The 18,136-nt window shown below is 49.8% G+C and carries 15 protein-coding genes; 13 read left to right on the plus strand and 2 right to left on the minus strand.

Annotated features, from left to right (window positions below; translation table 11 throughout):
• Positions 1-7 precede the first annotated feature (7 nt).
• The 6 genes from AC3ARB_RS03970 to AC3ARB_RS03995 all read left to right on the plus strand — a co-directional run bounded on the left by AC3ARB_RS03970 (position 8) and on the right by AC3ARB_RS03995 (position 7,421).
• Positions 8-745, plus strand: coding sequence for a class I SAM-dependent methyltransferase (locus tag AC3ARB_RS03970; RefSeq protein WP_488321262.1), 738 nt, complete (start codon positions 8-10; stop codon positions 743-745).
• Between the two features lie 67 nt (positions 746-812).
• Positions 813-2,687 carry an ABC-F family ATP-binding cassette domain-containing protein gene (locus AC3ARB_RS03975; RefSeq protein WP_488321263.1) on the plus strand — a complete coding sequence of 625 codons (1,875 nt, stop codon included), beginning with the start codon at positions 813-815 and terminating at the stop codon, positions 2,685-2,687.
• Positions 2,688-3,002, plus strand: a complete 315-nt coding sequence (locus AC3ARB_RS03980; protein WP_488321264.1) for a hypothetical protein — start codon at positions 2,688-2,690, stop codon at positions 3,000-3,002.
• A 291-nt stretch (positions 3,003-3,293) separates the two neighbouring features.
• Positions 3,294-3,767 carry a GNAT family N-acetyltransferase gene (locus AC3ARB_RS03985; protein WP_488321265.1) on the plus strand — a complete coding sequence of 158 codons (474 nt, stop codon included), beginning with the start codon at positions 3,294-3,296 and terminating at the stop codon, positions 3,765-3,767.
• A gap of 152 nt (positions 3,768-3,919) precedes the next feature.
• Positions 3,920-5,659, plus strand: coding sequence for an ABC transporter ATP-binding protein (locus tag AC3ARB_RS03990; protein WP_488321266.1), 1,740 nt, complete (start codon positions 3,920-3,922; stop codon positions 5,657-5,659).
• 1 nt (position 5,660) lies between these two features.
• A complete protein-coding gene (locus AC3ARB_RS03995) occupies positions 5,661-7,421 on the plus strand; it encodes an ABC transporter ATP-binding protein (RefSeq protein ID WP_488321267.1) in 1,761 nt (586 codons plus the stop codon).
• Between the two features lie 98 nt (positions 7,422-7,519).
• Here the strand turns inward: AC3ARB_RS03995 and AC3ARB_RS04000 are convergent, their stop codons facing one another.
• Positions 7,520-7,756, minus strand: coding sequence for a hypothetical protein (locus tag AC3ARB_RS04000; RefSeq protein ID WP_488321268.1), 237 nt, complete (start codon positions 7,754-7,756; stop codon positions 7,520-7,522).
• Positions 7,757-8,072: 316 nt separating this feature from the next.
• On the opposite strand from AC3ARB_RS04000, the gene AC3ARB_RS04005 reads away from it, so the two are divergent.
• The 5 genes from AC3ARB_RS04005 to AC3ARB_RS04025 all read left to right on the plus strand — a co-directional run bounded on the left by AC3ARB_RS04005 (position 8,073) and on the right by AC3ARB_RS04025 (position 14,573).
• Positions 8,073-8,516 (plus strand): DUF2185 domain-containing protein, encoded by a 444-nt coding sequence (locus AC3ARB_RS04005; RefSeq protein WP_488321269.1) that lies wholly within the window; start codon positions 8,073-8,075, stop codon positions 8,514-8,516.
• Positions 8,517-8,520: 4 nt separating this feature from the next.
• On the plus strand, positions 8,521-9,381 hold the full coding sequence (locus tag AC3ARB_RS04010; RefSeq protein WP_488321270.1) for an ABC transporter permease: 861 nt from the start codon (positions 8,521-8,523) through the stop codon (positions 9,379-9,381).
• Position 9,382: 1 nt separating this feature from the next.
• The gene (locus tag AC3ARB_RS04015; protein ID WP_488321271.1) at positions 9,383-10,141 is read left to right on the plus strand and encodes an ABC transporter ATP-binding protein; all 759 of its coding nucleotides are present in this window, start codon (positions 9,383-9,385) and stop codon (positions 10,139-10,141) included.
• A 191-nt stretch (positions 10,142-10,332) separates the two neighbouring features.
• Positions 10,333-12,570, plus strand: a complete 2,238-nt coding sequence (gene metE / locus AC3ARB_RS04020) for a 5-methyltetrahydropteroyltriglutamate--homocysteine S-methyltransferase (RefSeq protein ID WP_488321272.1) — start codon at positions 10,333-10,335, stop codon at positions 12,568-12,570.
• Between the two features lie 161 nt (positions 12,571-12,731).
• Positions 12,732-14,573, plus strand: a complete 1,842-nt coding sequence (locus tag AC3ARB_RS04025) for a bifunctional homocysteine S-methyltransferase/methylenetetrahydrofolate reductase (RefSeq protein ID WP_488321273.1) — start codon at positions 12,732-12,734, stop codon at positions 14,571-14,573.
• A 59-nt stretch (positions 14,574-14,632) separates the two neighbouring features.
• Here AC3ARB_RS04025 and AC3ARB_RS04030 read toward each other — a convergent pair whose 3' ends face one another.
• The gene (locus AC3ARB_RS04030) at positions 14,633-15,130 is read right to left on the minus strand and encodes a hypothetical protein (protein WP_488321274.1); all 498 of its coding nucleotides are present in this window, start codon (positions 15,128-15,130) and stop codon (positions 14,633-14,635) included.
• A gap of 251 nt (positions 15,131-15,381) precedes the next feature.
• Here AC3ARB_RS04030 and AC3ARB_RS04035 point away from each other — a divergent pair, with 251 nt between their 5' ends.
• Together AC3ARB_RS04035 and AC3ARB_RS04040 are read left to right on the plus strand one after the other, a co-directional pair.
• The gene (locus AC3ARB_RS04035; protein WP_488321275.1) at positions 15,382-16,482 is read left to right on the plus strand and encodes a galactose ABC transporter substrate-binding protein; all 1,101 of its coding nucleotides are present in this window, start codon (positions 15,382-15,384) and stop codon (positions 16,480-16,482) included.
• Between the two features lie 129 nt (positions 16,483-16,611).
• Complete coding sequence (locus AC3ARB_RS04040) at positions 16,612-18,135, plus strand: sugar ABC transporter ATP-binding protein (RefSeq protein WP_488321276.1); 1,524 nt, start codon at positions 16,612-16,614, stop codon at positions 18,133-18,135.
• The last annotated feature ends 1 nt before the right edge of the window (position 18,136 follow it).

The following is an 18,136-nucleotide window of genomic DNA, read 5'->3' on the forward strand; positions in this document are numbered from 1 at the left end:
TGAACTAGTGGGACAACAAAATATTTATGACAATCAGACTTTTTTTGATGGCTACAAAGCATTAAGGCATAAGGCTAACAATGCTAATCTAGTATTTGAAATTCCAGCTTTATTATCTTTACTACCAGATATGAGAGGGAAAAAAGTATTAGATTTAGGTTGTGGTTTTGGAGACCATTGTAAATTATTTGTCGAAATGGGGGCTGAGAAGGTCGTTGGATTGGATATTTCTCAAAAAATGATAGAAGTAGCTAAAATTGAAAATTCTAGTCCTAAAATAGACTATGTCATTTTGCCAATGGAAGATGTGAATGACATCGGTCAAACCTTTGATTTGGTCGTTAGTTCCCTAGCTCTCCATTATGTTGAAGATTTTGAAACTCTAATTAAAGATAGTTATAACTTATTAGAGGAAGGTGGGAGTTTTGTTTTTTCACAAGAACATCCATTAGCTAGCAGCCATTCAACTGGACAAAGATGGACAATAGATAAAGAGGGTAAAAAAGTCTATGCAAATATTTCTAACTACGGTATAGAGGGAGAAAGAACTGTCGGGTGGTTTGTTGAAGATGTCAAAAAATATCATCGAACGTTTTCAACGATTCTCAATACTCTTACTGAAGTAGGATTTAAGATTGAGAAGATTGTGGAGCCAATGCCTGATGATGATACTTTGAAACGTCATCCAGAATACTATGACTTACTTCATAAACCAGACTTTTTACTTGTAAAAGTTAAAAAATAGAATAACACGCAATATTTTTTCTTACCAAAATAACTTACCTAGAAAAGAAACAGATAGAAAGTTAACCATGTCAAATTTTATCGTAGAACACCTCACCAAGTCCGTCGGCGACAAGACGGTTTTTCGGGACATCAGTTTCATCGTCCACCCGCTGGACCGCATCGGTCTTATCGGCGTCAACGGTACCGGCAAGACCACGCTCCTTGACGTCCTGGCCGGCCACACGGGCTTTGACGGCGACCGCTCGCCCATCACCGCTGCCCGCGACCACAAGCTGGCCTACCTGACCCAGGAGCCTGACTTTGACGACAGCAAGTCCGTTTTGGACACCGTTTTGTCTTCCGATTTAAGGGAAATGGCGGTGCTAAAACGCTACGAGGCCCTGATGGCAAGCTACTCCGAAGACAGTCAGTCTGAGCTTGAAAAAGTCATGGCCGAAATGGATGCCCTGGACGTCTGGTCTATCGAGAGCGAGGTCAAAACCGTCCTGTCAAAATTAGGGATTACAGACCTGACGGCAACCGTCGGTTCCCTGTCTGGTGGCCTTCGTCGTCGGGTTCAGTTGGCTCAGGTTCTCCTAGCGGATGCTGACTTGCTCCTATTGGACGAGCCGACCAACCACCTGGACATCGACACCATCGCTTGGCTGACCAACTACCTCAAAACCAGTAAGAAAACGGTCCTCTTTATCACCCATGACCGCTATTTCTTGGACAATGTGGCGACTCGTATCTTTGAGCTGGCCAACAGCTCCCTGACCGAGTACCAGGGCAACTATCAAGACTATGTCCGCCTGCGGGCAGAACAGGACGAGCGGGATGCAGCCAGCTTCCACAAGAAAAAACAACTCTACAAGCAGGAGTTGGAGTGGATGCGTCGCCAGCCCCAGGCTCGAGCTACCAAGCAACAGGCCCGTATCAATCGTTTCCATGACCTGAAAGGTGATTTGGCCACGGAAACGGCGGCGACCAATCTGGACATCAACTTTGAAACCAGCCGTATCGGGAAAAAGGTGGTCAACTTTGACAAGGTCAGCTTTGCCTATGGCGATAAGCCGATTTTGACCGATTTTAACCTGCTTATCCAGAACAAGGATCGCATCGGCATTGTCGGCGATAACGGGGTCGGTAAGTCCACTTTGCTTAACCTGATTAGCGGGGAACTGACCGCCCAGTCTGGTCTAGTTGACATCGGTGAGACCGTTCGAATCGGCTATTTCTCCCAGAACCTCAAAGGCATGGATGAGAGCAAGCGGGTCATCAACTACCTGCAAGAAGTGGCGGACGAGGTTAAGACAACTGTCGGCACCACTAGCATTTCTGAGCTCTTGGAGCAGTTTCTCTTCCCACGTCCGACCCACGGCACTCAAATCGCCAAGTTGTCGGGTGGGGAGAAGAAACGCCTATACCTCTTGAAAATCCTTATCGAAAAGCCAAACGTCTTGCTTCTGGACGAGCCGACCAACGATTTGGACATTGCGACCCTGACTGTCTTGGAAAACTTCCTGCAAGGCTTTGCTGGACCTGTCATCACGGTCAGCCACGACCGTTACTTTCTGGACAAGGTGGCCAACAAGATTTTGGCCTTTGAGAACGGTGGAGTGACTGAGTTCTTCGGTAACTACACCGACTATCTGGATGAGAAGGCCTTTCAGGCTGATAGCTCTGCCATTGCCCCCAAAGAAAAAGCCGACAAGGCTAAGGGCGACAAGGAAAAAGCCGAGCGCAAACGCATGTCCTACTTTGAGAAGCAGGAGTGGGCGGAAATCGAGGGCGTCATCGCAGACCTGGAGGAGCGCATCGCGGCCATCGAGCAGGAAATGACCACCTGCGGAGCCGACTTCACCCGCCTGTCCGACCTGCAAAAAGAGTTGGACGATAAAAATGAGCAGCTCTTGGAAAAATACGAGCGCTATGAGTATTTGAGTGAGTTGGAGGGGTAGATGGCAGATTATGTCATTCGGCGAAATAAGGTCAGAATGTTCTTTTGGTGGCTAGTTATCACTGGAATCGCCGTGGTATGTTCACTGCTAATGCTTGTTTACTTAGTTGACAGCGATCTGGCTCCATTGGATAAATGGGTAGGTATCTTGTTCTTTGCTTTTGCTGTCATCACAACCACCTTGGCCAGTATGGCAATTGCTGGGCAGTTAGTTTTTGGGTCATCAGAGTTTCTGAGATTGACTCAGGAAGGTTTTTATTACACATTATGGCATAGGGAGAAAGGTTTATTTTTCATCTTGGCAAGAGGTGGATAGAATTTTTTATACAGAAATTGTAACCAGAGGGCGTTAAGGTTCTAAAAGTTATAGTCGATTTATTTCTGTCGATTTTCTACAACCAGAACGTTGGCAGAAACAATACCCAATCAATCAGAGTAACAGTAAACTTGTTCGTTCGTTGACTAATCATAGTAAAAGAAAATATAAGAATGGCGATTTAGATATTCCTTTGACGCTTTTTACTGATCATTCTGACAAACAGATTCATGATGTGATTAATTTGATGAATCAATACCATCAGCAAGCCTTGGTAAAGGAGAAAAATCCATGATCATCCACCCAATTACACCCTCTGATACCATAGCTGTTGCAGCCCTTATCCGAAAGTGTTTAGAAGACGAGGGTTTGGCCCTGCCTGGGACAGCTTATTTTGACCCCCAGTTGGATGATTTGGCGGGTTACTATGCTGGTTTGGCAAGGTCTGGCTATTTTGTCCTTGAAGAAGGTGGGCAGGTGGTTGCCTGCGGTGGTTTTGGCCCTATTTTAGACTCGGTTTGTGAGCTGCAAAAGCTCTATGTGGCTAAGGAACATCGTGGCAAGGGTTATGCTGGTCAGCTCTTGGTGGTGATTGAAGAAGCAGCTCGATTGGCTGGCTACCAAGAGATTTATCTGGAAAGCTCCACCAAGCTGGCTGCTGCTTTGAAACTTTATGAGAAGATGGGCTACCAGCACCTCGCTCAGCCATTGACCCAAGAAACGGGACACTATCTGATGGATGTCTGGATGGTTAAGGACTTGTAGCGACTTGGTTTGCTTTATGGTGTCGTTAGTTCGCCTTGCCCTACCATCAGTACTGCCTTCAGCCAACTGCCTAACCCTAAAGTAAACTAAGCCCTATAAGGGTTAGGTATAAGGATTAAGGAAATACCATTTTCTGAAACAGAAAGGAACTTATGAGATACATTTGGTCTTATTTGAAACGCTACCCCAAGTGGCTGGCCTTGAACTTGTTTGGAGCCCTGCTCTTTATTTTGGTCATTCTGGGCATGCCGACCATCTTGGGTCGGATGATTAACGACGGGATTACTCAAAACAATGAAGAGGCCCTCTATTTCTGGGCGGGCATGATGTTTATGACGGTGCTGGCTGGGCTTGTTGGTCGGGTGACTATCGGTTATGCGGCCAGTCAATTGACCACCACCATGATTGAGCAGATGCGCAACGACATGTACGACAAGCTCCAGGCCTATTCCCACCACGAGTATGAGCAGATTGGGGTCTCGTCTTTGGTGACGCGGATGACCTCTGACGCCTACATGCTCATGCAGTTTGCGGACCAGGCCTTGCGGTTGGGGGTGATTACGCCTTTGATGCTGGTCTTTTCTGTCGTCATGATTTTGATGACCAGCCCTTCCCTGGCCTGGATTGTGGCCCTGTCCATTCCTTTTTTGATTGCAGTTGTGGTCTATGTGGCCGTAAAAACAGAACCCCTGTCCAAGGAGCAACAGACCACCCTGGACAAGATTAACCAGTACGTCCGTGAGAACCTGACGGGTCTGCGGGTGGTGCGTGCCTTTGCTCGGGAGGAGTTTCAGGAGGAGCGGTTTGATACCGCCAATCAGGCCTTTGCCCTGACCTCTCGCCGCCTTTTTACCCTGACAGGCTTGACCGAACCCCTCTTTGTGCAAATTCTTATCGCCATGATTATCGCCATTGTCTGGTTTGCTATTCCATCTTTACGGTCAGGAGACCTGAGAATTGGGGATATGGTTGCCTTCATGGATTATGCCTTCCAAGCCCTCTTGTCCTTTTTGCTCTTTTCTAACCTCTTTACCATGTACCCTAAGATGGCGGTGTCCAGCCAGCGGATTCAGGAGGTCATGAATATGCCCATATCCATCAATCCCAATGAAAATGGGGTGACGGAGACGGCGACCAGGGGCTATCTAGAATTTGACAACGTGACCTTTGCCTATCCTGGGGAGACGGAGAGCCCTGTTCTTCACAACATTTCCTTCAAGACCAAGCCAGGGGAGACCATCGCCTTTATCGGTTCGACAGGGTCTGGGAAGTCCAGTCTGGTTCACCTGATTCCTCGTTTTCATGATGTGACCCTTGGGAAAATCTTGGTGGATGGGGTGGATGTCCGAGACTACAATCTCCAAGCTCTACGCTCGAAAATCGGCTTTATCCCTCAAAAAGCTCTGCTATTTACCGGAACCATCGAAGAAAACCTCAAGTACGGCAAGGCGGACGCCAGTCAGGCGGAACTGGACCAGGCGGCGGACGTGTCTCAGGCCAGGGACTTTATCGCCAGCCGCACTGAGGGCTATGAGACCCTGCTGGCCGAGGGCGGTAGCAACCTGTCGGGCGGGCAAAAGCAACGGCTGTCCATCGCTCGAGCTGTGGTCAAACAGGCGGACATCTACATTTTTGATGATTCCTTCTCGGCCTTGGACTACAAGACGGATGCCGAGCTTCGCCGCCGCCTCAAGGAAGTGACCCAGGAGGCCACGGTCCTTATCGTGGCCCAGCGGGTGGGAACCATCATGGATGCGGACCAGATCATCGTTTTGGACCAGGGCGAGATTGTCGGCCGTGGCACCCACGAGGAGCTCATGGTCAGCAATGCCATTTACCGGGAAATCGCCAATTCCCAGCTCAACAGCCAATCCCTAACGGAAGGAGGCTAGGATGCAACACAAAGGATTGATGCGACTGTGGCCTTATTTACGGGCCTATAAGGGGCGATTTGTATTGGCCATCTTGTTCAAGGTGCTTAGTGTGGTGGCCAGTGTCTTGGAACCCTATGTTCTGGGCTTGGTCATCACTGAGCTGACCCAGAACCTCTTGGACATGGCAAAAGGCCTGCCAGGGGCTGGAATCAATGTGACCTATGTGTTTTGGATGCTGGTGATTTACCAGATTCGCTCCACGGTCTTTCAGGCTGGTGCCTTCTGGTCCAACTATTTCATGACCCAGGTTGTTCAGCGGACCACCCGAGACTTGAGACGGGAGCTGATCCAAAAAATCAATCGGATTCCGGTGTCCTACTTTGACACCAACCAGTTTGGTGACCTCTTGGGTCGCTTTACCAGCGACGTGGAGACGGTCTCCAACGCCCTCCAGCAGTCCATTTTGCAGATTGTCAATGCGGTGTTCAGTCTGGTTTTGGTCACCAGCATGATGCTCTACCTCAATGCCCAACTGGCCATGGTAGTCTTTGTCAGCATGCCCCTGACCTACTTGGTTGCCCAGTTTTTCCTGAAAAAATCCCAGCCCTACTTTGAGGAGCAGGCCAAGGTTTTAGGGGAGCTCAACGGCTTTGTCCAGGAAAACCTGACGGGCTTCAATGTTATCAAGCTCTACGGCCGTGAAGAGGCTTCTAGTCAGGATTTTCGCCGGATTACCAGCCAGCTCCAGCGGGTCGGTTTCAAGGCCAGCTTTATTTCAGGCCTCATGTTTCTGCTCAATGTCATCTCCGACTTGACCTATTTGACCCTGGCCTTGCTTGGCGGTTTGCAGGTTTTGGCGGGTAAGTTGACCATCGGTAACATGCAGACCTTTGTTTACTATGTCTGGCAGATTAGCCAACCTGTTCAGACCTTGGCTCAGTTGTCAGGCCAGCTCCAGTCGGCCAAATCGTCCATGGAACGGATTTTTGCCGTCTTGGATGAGGCCGATGAGGCAGACAGTGCTGTCGAGCTGACGGCAGACTTGACCGGCCAGGTCAGCTTTGAACAGGTGGCCTTCCAGTATAGCCCAGACAAACCTTTGATTCGAGACTTTAACTTGGAGGTTAAACCAGGTGAAATGGTGGCCATCGTTGGCCCGACAGGGGCTGGTAAAACCACCCTGATTAACCTGCTCATGCGCTTCTACGATGTAACGGCGGGGTCAATCAAGGTGGATGGCATGGATATTCGGGACCTGTCACGGCGGAGCTACCGCCAGCAGTTTGGTATGGTCTTGCAGGATGCCTGGCTCTATGAAGGGACCATCAAGGAAAACCTGCGGTTCGGTAAATTGACCGCTACGGATGAGGAGATTGTGACAGCGGCCAAGGCGGCCAACGTTGACCACTTTATCCGCACCCAGCCTGGCGGCTACAACATGGAGATGAATCAGGAATCCAGCAACATTTCCCTGGGGCAAAAACAGCTCCTGACCATTGCACGGGCCCTTCTGGCTGATCCGAAAATCTTGATTTTGGACGAGGCGACCTCATCGGTGGATACCCGTCTGGAACTCCTGATTCAGAAGGCCATGAAGAAACTCATGGAAGGCCGCACCAGCTTTGTCATCGCCCACCGCCTGTCTACCATTCAGGAGGCAGACAAGATTTTGGTCCTCAAGGATGGCCAAATCATTGAGCAGGGCAACCATGAGAGTTTGCTGGAGGCTAAGGGATTCTATTATGACCTCTACATGAGCCAGTTTGCCAAGAGCAGTTAAACTGAAAACCCTCACCCTAGCCACTCACATAAGCGGTCGGGGGTGAGGGTTTTATTTGCATGAAGAGGGCTAGGCTTTTTAGAAAAATGGCCAGATGATCAGGAAAGGGTTGTCAATCGTTTAGTTTCTGATGACTTGTTTTTTTTGTCCTGATAGGTCTTGTCCTTGACCTGATTATGGAGATGAAGGAAGAAAACACCATGCACACTGACCAAACCAAAGCCAGCAAGCCAGGTCACAGTGACCGACAAATGTGCCAGTTTCATCAAGTGATAGGCTAGTAAGATGTCCCAAAGAATGACAAAGAAGCCTGTACGGCGAATCAGTTTTAACATGAGTAACCTCCCTGAGATTTGATAAGTTAATCTTATCGTAATTTCTCAAAAAAAGCTAGAAAAAAGCGGTAACAGAGCTGATAGTCAAGCCAGCAGATGGGACGCAGAACGACAGCTGCATGACGAACAGTTAGGTCATCTGAAAAGTTGCTGGTCTCTATCGTGAGCTTGGCTTCTTGACAGTTCAGTTTTTTACAGAATTATGATAAACTATAAAGATAGGAAAACTGGATTTTCCATAGAGCCTGGTAGCTTCCCAAAAACTGACCCAAACCAGCTAAATTGGGCAATAAGAAAACCTAAAAAGGAGAAGATGATGGGATTTTTTGACCATTTTAAGAAAAAAGAAGAACCCAAGACAGAGCTGGAACGCACGCCAGAGGGTTTTATCAAGATTCCTGTCCAAGAGCTGGTGACCAAAGCTGTTTGGCAGGGCTCAGAAGGTTATGGTGAGGGGGCCATTGTCTCGGATAAAATCACCAAAGAGGGTTACAAGGTGGGCTATTTCTACCGTGACGAGCCTAATCCTAACTATCCTGATAGTGGCTGGTGTTTTTTGGCGGGAGATGAAGAAGATGCCTACATGGATGACCCTAATAACCACCACATTTTTGCCCTCAACACCATAGCCAACTATGACCCAGATATTATCCCCCACCTGTCTATGCCAGTCGGCAGTCAATTGATTCGCCAGTCTGGCGGTCAGTTTGTCCTCGACGACGGCAGTCTGCCCATCTGCATCGAAAAACAAGAAAGGTAACCCTATGTTTAGCTCTGCCATTTCCCAAGGCCTCCTCTGGTCGGTCCTTGGCCTCGGTATTTTTATGACCTACCGGATTTTGAACTTCCCTGACATGACCACTGAAGGCTCTTTCCCTCTGGGTGGGGTCCTGGCGGTCACCCTCATTAGTCAGGGGCACCACCCCCTCCTTGCGACCCTGGTGGCCGTGCTTGGTGGCTGCCTGGCCGGTCTGGTGACGGGCCTGCTCTACACCAAGGGTAAGATTCCCACCATTTTGGCTGGTATTTTGACCATGACGGGCCTGCATTCGGTCATGTTTTGGGTCATGGGCAGAGCCAATCTGGGGATTTTGGAAGAGGATAAGATTCAAGACTTGTTGCCATTTTCGACGTCCATTAACCTGGTCCTAGTTGGCCTTGTGGTGGTCAGTCTGGTTCTGGCGGCCATGATGTTCTTCCTCCACACCCAGTTGGGACAAGCCTACATTGCGACTGGAGATAACCCAGACATGGCCAGGAGTTTTGGCATTGCCACAGACAAGATGGAAGTGCTGGGCCTAGTCCTGTCCAATGGGCTTATCGCTCTGGCAGGGGCATTGATCAGCCAGCAGGACGGCTATGCTGATGTGGGCAAGGGGGCTGGTGTCATTGTCATCGGTCTAGCTGCCATCATCATCGGTGAGGTCTTGGTGTCTGGCCAGCTCAGCTTGTTTGAACGCCTCCTGACCATCGTTCTCGGGGCCATCATCTACCAGCTTCTCATGCTGGTCATCATTAGCCTGGGCCTCAACCCCAACTACCTCAAGCTGGTCTCAGCCCTGGTGCTGGCGGTCAGCCTCATGTTGCCAGAATGGCAGAAAAAATTCCTGAAAGGGGGCCACTAAGATGAAACCAGTCATTGAGCTCAGACAGGCCACCGTGACCATCAACCCCGGTAGCGAGGACCAGAAAAACATCCTAGACCAGGTTGATTTGACCATCTATGATGGGGATTTTGTCACCCTTCTCGGTGGTAATGGAGCAGGCAAGTCCACCCTCTTTAATGTCATCGCAGGGACCCTGCCCTTGACCAGTGGCCAGGTCCTGATTGGTGGCCAAGATGTGACCAAGTTACCAGCCCAGGATCGGGCCAAGTACCTGTCTCGGGTTTTCCAAGACCCTAAAATGGGCACCGCTCCCCGCATGACGGTGGCCGAAAACCTCCTGATTGCCCAAGAGCGGGGCCAGAAACGCCGTCTGGTTTCTCGCCAGCTGGCCCAACACCGTTCGGCCTTTCAGGAGCTCCTGGCTCAGGTTGGTAACGGTCTGGAGGAGCATTTGGATAGCCCAGCGGGCAGTCTGTCTGGCGGCCAACGCCAGGCTCTGAGCCTGCTCATGGCCACCCTCAAACGGCCTGACCTCCTCCTTTTGGATGAGCACACGGCCGCCCTTGACCCCAAAACTAGCCAATCCCTCATGGCCCTGACCCAGCGGTTTGTGGCTGAGGACCAGTTGACCGCCCTCATGATTACCCACCAGATGGCTGATGCCCTGACCTACGGCAACCGCCTCCTGGTTATGAAGCAGGGCCGCATCATCCGTGACTTGACTGCTGAGGAGAAGCAGGAGATGACCATTCAAGATTACTATCAGTTATTTGATTAGAACTAAGGTTGGGATTTAGTCCCGACCTTTTTTCAGTCAGGAGTTGTTAGTTTTTTTGATATAGTTTGAAACTATACCTCTCCATAAAAACATAATAACTTGAAACCTATTGATTTTTAGCCTTGTATGCCTTATCATAAAACTGTAAACAAAAACGACCTTATAGTTTGGCTATTAGAAGGAGACTGATTATGACAAAAATTTCAAGTTTGGGTTACCCACGTTTGGGTGAAAACCGTGAGTGGAAGAAGCTGATTGAGGCCTACTGGGCTGGCACCATCAGCCAGGAAGACCTCTTTGCCCAGGCCAAGGACCTGCGGACCAGTTTCTTGACCAAGCAGCTGGAGGCTGGTTTGGACCTGATTCCAGTCGGTGATTTCTCCCTCTACGACCACATTTTGGACTTGTCCTTGCAGTTCAACATCATTCCTGAGCGTTTCCGTGACCTGCCGCTGGATATTGACCTCTACTTTGCGGTGGCCCGTGGCAACAAGGCTAACGTGGCCTCTGCCCTCAAGAAGTGGTTCAACACCAACTACCACTACATCGTTCCTGAGTGGACACCGACCACCACGCCAAAACTGACCAACACCCGCCTCTTGGACCTCTATTTAGAGGCACGCGAGCTGGTTGGCGACAAGGCCAAGCCAGTCATCACGGGTCCGATTACCTATGTGGCTTTGTCAAATGGCCTAGCTGATATCAAGTCAGCCGTTGACAGCTTGCTCCCACTTTACAAGCAGGTCTTTACAGAACTGGTTGCCGCTGGTGCTGGCTATATTCAAATCGATGAGCCAATCTTTGTGACTGATGAATCAGCTGACTACCTGGAGCTGGCAAAAGAGGTTTACGCTTATTTTGCCCAGGAAGTGCCAGAAGCCAAATTCATCTTCCAAACCTATTTTGAAGCTCTGATTAGTCCAGACTTGGCAGACCTGCCTGTGGCAGCCTTTGGTCTCGACCTGGTTCACGGCCTGGAGGAAAACCTGGCTAGCCTGACAGACGGCCGCTTTGCGGACAAGGAAGTCTTCGCTGGGGTGGTTGATGGCCGTAACATCTGGTCAACAGACCTTACCAAGACCTCTGCTCTGCTATCCGACCTGAAAGGTCGTGTCAAAGAACTGGTGGTGCAGCCATCATGCTCCCTCCTCCACGTGCCAGTAACCACTAAAAACGAGACCGACCTGGACCCAGTTCTCTTGGGCGGTTTGAGCTTCGCTGACGAGAAATTGACTGAAATCAAGCTCTTGGCGGAGAAATTGGACGGTCAGGACAATCCAGCCTACGACCAACATGTGGCCGCCTTTGATGCCCTGCAAGCGGCAGACTTCCGTCACCTGGACTTGGAGAAAATTGCTGACATCCGCACCGAGCGGACTTCAGGTCATGCCGAGCGTAAGCTTATCCAACAAGAGAAACTTGGCCTGCCAATACTGCCAACCACGACCATCGGTTCCTTCCCACAATCATCAGAAGTGCGTCAGACCCGCCTGGCTTGGAAGCGTGGCGACATCACCAATGAACAATATGAAGCCTTCATCAATGCAGAAATCGAGCGTTGGATTCGGATTCAGGAAGACTTGGACATCGACGTGCTGGTGCACGGTGAGTTTGAACGGGTGGACATGGTGGAATTCTTCGGTCAGAAGCTGGCTGGTTTCACCACAACCAAGCTGGGTTGGGTCCAGTCTTACGGTTCTCGTGCTGTTAAACCGCCAATCATCTACGGTGATGTCAAACATATCCAGCCATTGACCGTTAAGGAATCAGCCTTTGCTCAGAGCTTGACTGACCGTCCGGTTAAGGGCATGCTGACTGGACCAATCACTATCACCAACTGGTCCTTTGAGCGGACAGACATTTCCCGTGCTGAACTCTTCAACCAAATCGGTTTGGCCATCAAGGACGAAATCAAGCTCTTGGAAGAGGCTGGCATTGCCATTATCCAGGTGGACGAGGCGGCCCTGCGTGAAGGTCTGCCGCTCCGCAAGAGCAAGCAGCAGGCTTACCTGGATGACTCGGTCAATGCCTTCCGCATTGCGACCTCGTCTGTGGCGGACAGCACCCAAATCCACACCCACATGTGCTACTCTAAGTTCGAAGAAATCATCGATTCCATCCGTGCCTTGGATGCGGACGTGATTTCCATTGAGACCAGCCGTAGCCACGGTGACATCATTGAGGCCTTTGAAACGGCTGTTTACCCGCTGGGTATCGGTCTGGGGGTTTACGATATCCACTCCCCTCGTGTACCAACCCAGGAAGAAGTGGTGGCCAACATCAAACGCCCATTGCAGCAGTTGTCAACGGATCAATTCTGGGTTAACCCAGACTGCGGCCTCAAGACCCGTGGCGAAGTGGAAACACTAGCGGCCCTTGAAGTTCTGGTGGCAGCGACCAAGGCTGTTCGTCAGGAATTGGAAGGCTAGCCAGATTGCATTAACTAATTGTTGCTAGAGCCACCCAAGCTCACTCGCCAAGTCTGGCCGAGCAGGGCTGGGTGGCTCTTCTTAGTTGGGAAACGGGTTTGCCTGCTCGGCTATTGGCGAGCGAAAGCGAGCCCCCCTAAAAAATCCCCGAAGGAGAGCTTATGTCCAGATTATTGGAACGTTTAGAAAAAGAAATTTTAGTGGCAGATGGGGCCATGGGGACCCTGCTCTATGCGGATGGTCTGGACACCTGTCACGAGGCCTACAACATCAGCCATCCTGAGCGGATTGCGGCCATTCATCGTGCCTATATCGAGGCGGGAGCGGATATTATCCAGACCAATACCTATGCGGCCAAGGCCCATCGCTTGCGGTCTTTCGGTTTGGAGGGGCAGGTCAAGGCCATCAACCAGGCCGGTGTGGCCCTGGCTCGGGCGACGGCAGGAGACGAGGTCTTTGTTCTGGGAACCATCGGAGCGTCTCGGAGCTTACGCCATTGTGAGCTGAGCTTGGCCGCTATTGTGGCTGAGACGGTGGAGCAGGCGGGCTACCTTTTGGAAACAGGTCAGGTGGACGGTCTCTTGCTAGAAACCTACTACGATTTGGAAGAATTGGTGGCGGTTCTTAAAGCTCTCCGTCCCTTGACCGACCTGCCTATCATGACCAACATCACCCTGCAAGAGGTGGGGCTGACCGCAGACGGTCAGCCTGCTGCGGAAGTCCTGGCCCAGCTCAGCCAGCTGGGGGCAGATGTGGTGGGGCTTAACTGCCACTTGGGCCCTGCACACATGCTCCAATCGTTGGAGAACCTGCCCCTGCTGGACCATGCTTACTTGGCGGTTTACCCCAATGCTAGCCTGCTCAGTTTGCAGGAAGATGGCAACACCAGCCAATACAGTTTCAGCCAGAATGCGGCCTATTTTGGTCAGGCCAGCAAGGCCTTTGCGGAGCAAGGTGTTCGCCTGATTGGTGGCTGTTGTGGGACGACACCAGACCATATCCGAGCCGCTAAAACTGCCTTGCGGGGCGTGGCACCCATTTCTGAAAAAGAAGTGAGAGCTGAGAACCTTGAAGAGTTGGTGGTCAGACTTAGTCAGCCGACCAGATCACTAGCCGACCGAGCCAAGAGAGAAGTGACGGTCATTGCGGAGATTGACCCACCCAAAACCCTTGACCTGGAACGGTTTGTGACTGGGGTCAAGGCTCTGGATCAGGCTGGCCTGTCGGCCATTACCCTGGCGGACAACTCTCTAGCCAGCACGAGGATTTGTAACCTGAGCCTGGCGGCTAGCCTAAAAAACCAGATTGAGACGCCTTTCTTGCTCCACTTGGCCTGCCGTGACCACAACATGATTGGTCTCCAGTCTCGCCTCTTGGGCATGGATGTTTTGGGTATTGACAACATTCTGGCCGTGACGGGTGACCCTTCTAAGATGGGGGATTTTCCTGGGGCGACCAGCGTTTACGACCTCAACAGTTTCAAGCTGATTGGTCTGGTTAAGCAGCTCAACCAGGGCTTGGGCTACACAGGGGCTGCCCTCAAAAAAGCCACCAACTTCACGGTGGCGGCGGCTTTCAACCCCAACATCAAGAACCTGGCTCGCTCCTACCGCCTGATTGAGAAAAAGATTGCGGCCGGGGCCGACTACTTCATCACCCAGCCCGTTTACAGCTCGGCTATTCTTGAGGAAATGGCAGAGCTGGTAAGACCGTATGAGCAGCCGTTTTTTATCGGGATCATGCCGATTGTGACCTACAACAATGCCATGTTCCTCCACAATGAGGTACCAGGAATCACTCTGGATGAGGACCTGTTGGCCCGTTTGGAGGCGGTCAAGGAAGACAAAAAAGCCTGCGAGGCCATCGGTTTGTCTGAGAGCAAACGGCTGATTGACCGAGCTCTGGAACTTGGTTTCAAGGGCATCTACCTGATTACGCCTTTTATGCGATATGATTTGACCTGCCAGCTGGCAGAATATGTGCAGGAGAAGGTTAGTGAGTAGATCGATTTTTTTCTAAAAATGACACGCTAAAAGCTAGGCCCTGGGACCTAGCTTTTAGCTTAGTTTTCGATGATACCATTGCTTGACGAATGGGTCAGCAAGTCTTTGGATTTCTTGATAGCGAAGTAGTAGAGGACAATCAGTCCACCTTGAATCGCCAAGCCAATCAGATTAAACCCGTTCACTTGGCCACCAATCAAATTGAAAACAGCAACAATCCCTCCAATATAGTAAGGCACCAGGCTAGGCTGGTTGGCAGCAATCTTCTTGCGGTTAAGCAGGGCTAAAATGGCAACAATCAAGGGGAACATGGTTGCGGCAACCATGATGAGAATACCGATGGTACCGAAGAGGCTTTGGACCATTTGCAGTTGTTCTGGGCTGGTTCCAGCCCCATCTGCTAAACCGGCTTGAAAGTCTGGATTGCCTAGCATAGCCATCCCAAAGATGATGCCAACAAGGCCCAAGAGACCAAATGCAGCAAAAATAAAGTTGAGGACAATAGTCGTCATATTGAGGGACTGAAGGTCTTGACGTGTTTTTTCTAATGAAATCATGATAAATCTCCTTTTCTTTTATACTGATAGAATAACACAAAAAAGAGAGAAAAGCAAGCCATAACATGCTGTTTTTACTAAATTTTCTGAATTTAATAACGGAAATCTAGGAAAAAATTTCAAAAAAATTTTCAAAACCACTTGACAATTGTTTAGTAAAAGTTTACCATAGAGTTGTTAAGGAAATCGCTTGCAGTGGTTTCGAAACAAAATTGGTTACTCTTTTATCTTTAGAAAGGATAAGTTTTACAATGAAAAAAAGTTTGAAGTATTTGGCTCTCTCAGCCTCAGTTTTGTCTCTCGTAGCATGTAGCAGTGGTGGCGGCGGTTCTGAAGCTGCTGGCGGTGGCTCAGGCAAAACCTACAACGTTGGTGTTGCCATCTACAAATTTGATGACAACTTCATGACCCTCTACCGTGAAGAGTTGCAAACTTACTTTGACAAATTGAGCGAAGAAACTGGTGACAAATACGTTCTTGATTTCCAAGACGGTAAACAAGACCAGGCCACTCAAACTGAGCAAATCAACAACTTCATCGCTCAAGGCAAAGACGTTATCTTGGCTAACTTGGTTGACCCAACTGCGGCTGGTGCCATCATCAACCAAGCTAAATCAGCTGAAATTCCAGTTGTTTTGATTAACCGCGAACCAGAAGTATCTGAACTTGAAATTTGGGAAGGCAAGACAGCCTATGTTGGTGCTGATGCCACCCAATCAGGTACCTACCAAGGTGAGATCATCGCTGCAACTGATTCTAAGGGGGATATCAACGGTGACGGTAAAGTCAACTACATCACCCTCTTCGGTGACCCAGCTAACGTTGACGCACAACAACGGACAGCTTACTCTGTTAAAGCCCTTGATGATGCTGGTATCAAGCGTGAAGCCTTGGCTGAGCCATACCTGGCTAACTGGGATACCGCTAAAGGTCAAGAAGTTACTGCAACTGCCCTTGAGCAATTCGGTGACAAACTGGAAGTTGTCTTCGCCAACAACGACGGTATGGCGGTTGGTGCGGTAACAGCTATCAAGGCTGCTGGTCGTACCGTTGGTAAGGACATCTTGGTAGTCGGTGTAGACGCTATTCCAGATGCCATGGAGCTTCTTGAAAAAGGTGAGTTGACTGGTACTGTTTTGAACGACCACTACAACCAATCACACACTGCAGCTGACGTTGCTGTTAAGTTGATTAAGGGTGAAGATGTGTCTTCTTACTACTGGGTTAACTACGTGAAAGTAACCTCAAAAGCTGATGCTGAACTTAAAGATGCAGAAGCGAAAACTGAAACAACTAAAGAAGCTAAAGCGCGCTACGAAGAACGTGCTAAGAGCGAAAAATCTAGCAACTAATCAGTCATAAAAGAGTAACCCAATTTAGAAAAGTCGAATATGTTCTTGCCTTCTTAGGCCAGTCAGGGTATCTGGTGGCTCTGGACGGTAAGAACATATTTCGTTAAAAGAGAAAGTGAGCCGTGGCGAATGAGTAATTATATTTTAGAAATGACCAACATTACCAAGACATTCCCAGGGGTCAAGGCTTTGGATAATGTGACCTTCAAGCTCCGTCCAGGGACGGTGCACGCCCTCATGGGGGAGAATGGTGCAGGTAAGTCAACCCTGATGAAGTGTCTGTTTGGGATTTACCATCGTGATGGGGGCAAGATTGTCTTTGATGGCAAGGAAGTTGATTTCAAGGATTCCAAGGAAGCCATTGACGCTGGTGTGTCCATGATTCACCAGGAATTGCAGCCTATCCGCATGATGTCTATCGCAGAAAACGTCTTTTTGGGCAACTACCCCCTCGGTAAGTTCAACCTGGTTGACCATGCCAAGATGAATGCTGATACCAAGGAACTTTTGGATGAGGTAGGCCTTTACATTGACCCCAAAACCTTGCTGAATGAATTGACCGTGTCCCAGATGCAGTCTGTTGAGATTGCCAAGGCCATTTCCCACAAGGCCAAGGTCGTGATCATGGATGAGCCGACCTCTTCTCTGACCAGTTCAGAGGTTGAGAAACTCTTTGAAATCATTGATAGCCTCAAGAAGAAAAATATCGGTATCATTTACATTTCTCACAAGATGGATGAAATCTTGCGGATTTCAGATGATATTTCCATCATGCGGGATGGCCAGTATGTGGGCACTTGGCCTGCCAGCGAGATGACCACCGCCAAAATCATCCAGAACATGGTTGGTCGTGAGTTGACCAGTCTTTTCCCACCTAAGACCAATGTGGTGTCTGAGGAGCTTATCCTCAAGGTGGATAACTTGACCTCACCAAACCCGCTGTCCTTCAAAAATGCCAGTTTTGACCTCCACAAGGGTGAAATCTTGGGTATCGGTGGACTTGTTGGTGCTCAGCGGACCGAGCTCATGGAGGCCCTTTACGGGATGCGGGTTCTAAAAGAGGGACAAATCTCTGTCCATGGTCGTCCTGTGACCATCAAGAAACCAGCGGATGCCATCGCCAACAAAATCGCCCTGGTAACGGAAGACCGCCGCTACAACGGTATCTTTGGGGTGCTTTCGATCACGGACAACGCCTCAATCGCGGCCCTCAAGCAATATGTCGGTGGTTTTGGGCTCTTGGATGACAAACGAATGAACGAGGTTGTGGATACCAACGTGTCCCGCCTGCGGGTTAAGACGCCAAACACCAAGACCAAGATTGGTACCCTGTCGGGTGGTAACCAGCAGAAGGTTATCCTGGCTCGCTGGCTGGCCAATAACCCAGATATTTTGATTCTGGATGAGCCAACTCGGGGTATTGACGTTGGTGCCAAGTACGAGATTTATCAAATCATCAATGATTTGGCAGCCGAAGGCAAGGCCATCATCATGATCACCTCTGAAATGTCTGAGCTTTTGGGCGTTTCAGACCGTGTAATGGTTATGTGTGAGGGCCGGGTAGCTGGTTTCCTGGACAAGGAAGAGGCCACTCAAGAGTCCGTAATGACCTTGGCAACGAAATTTATGGTAGGCAATCAAGAAGGAGAATAAG

It is taken from the genome of Streptococcus sp. ZY171113 (assembly GCF_057748235.1).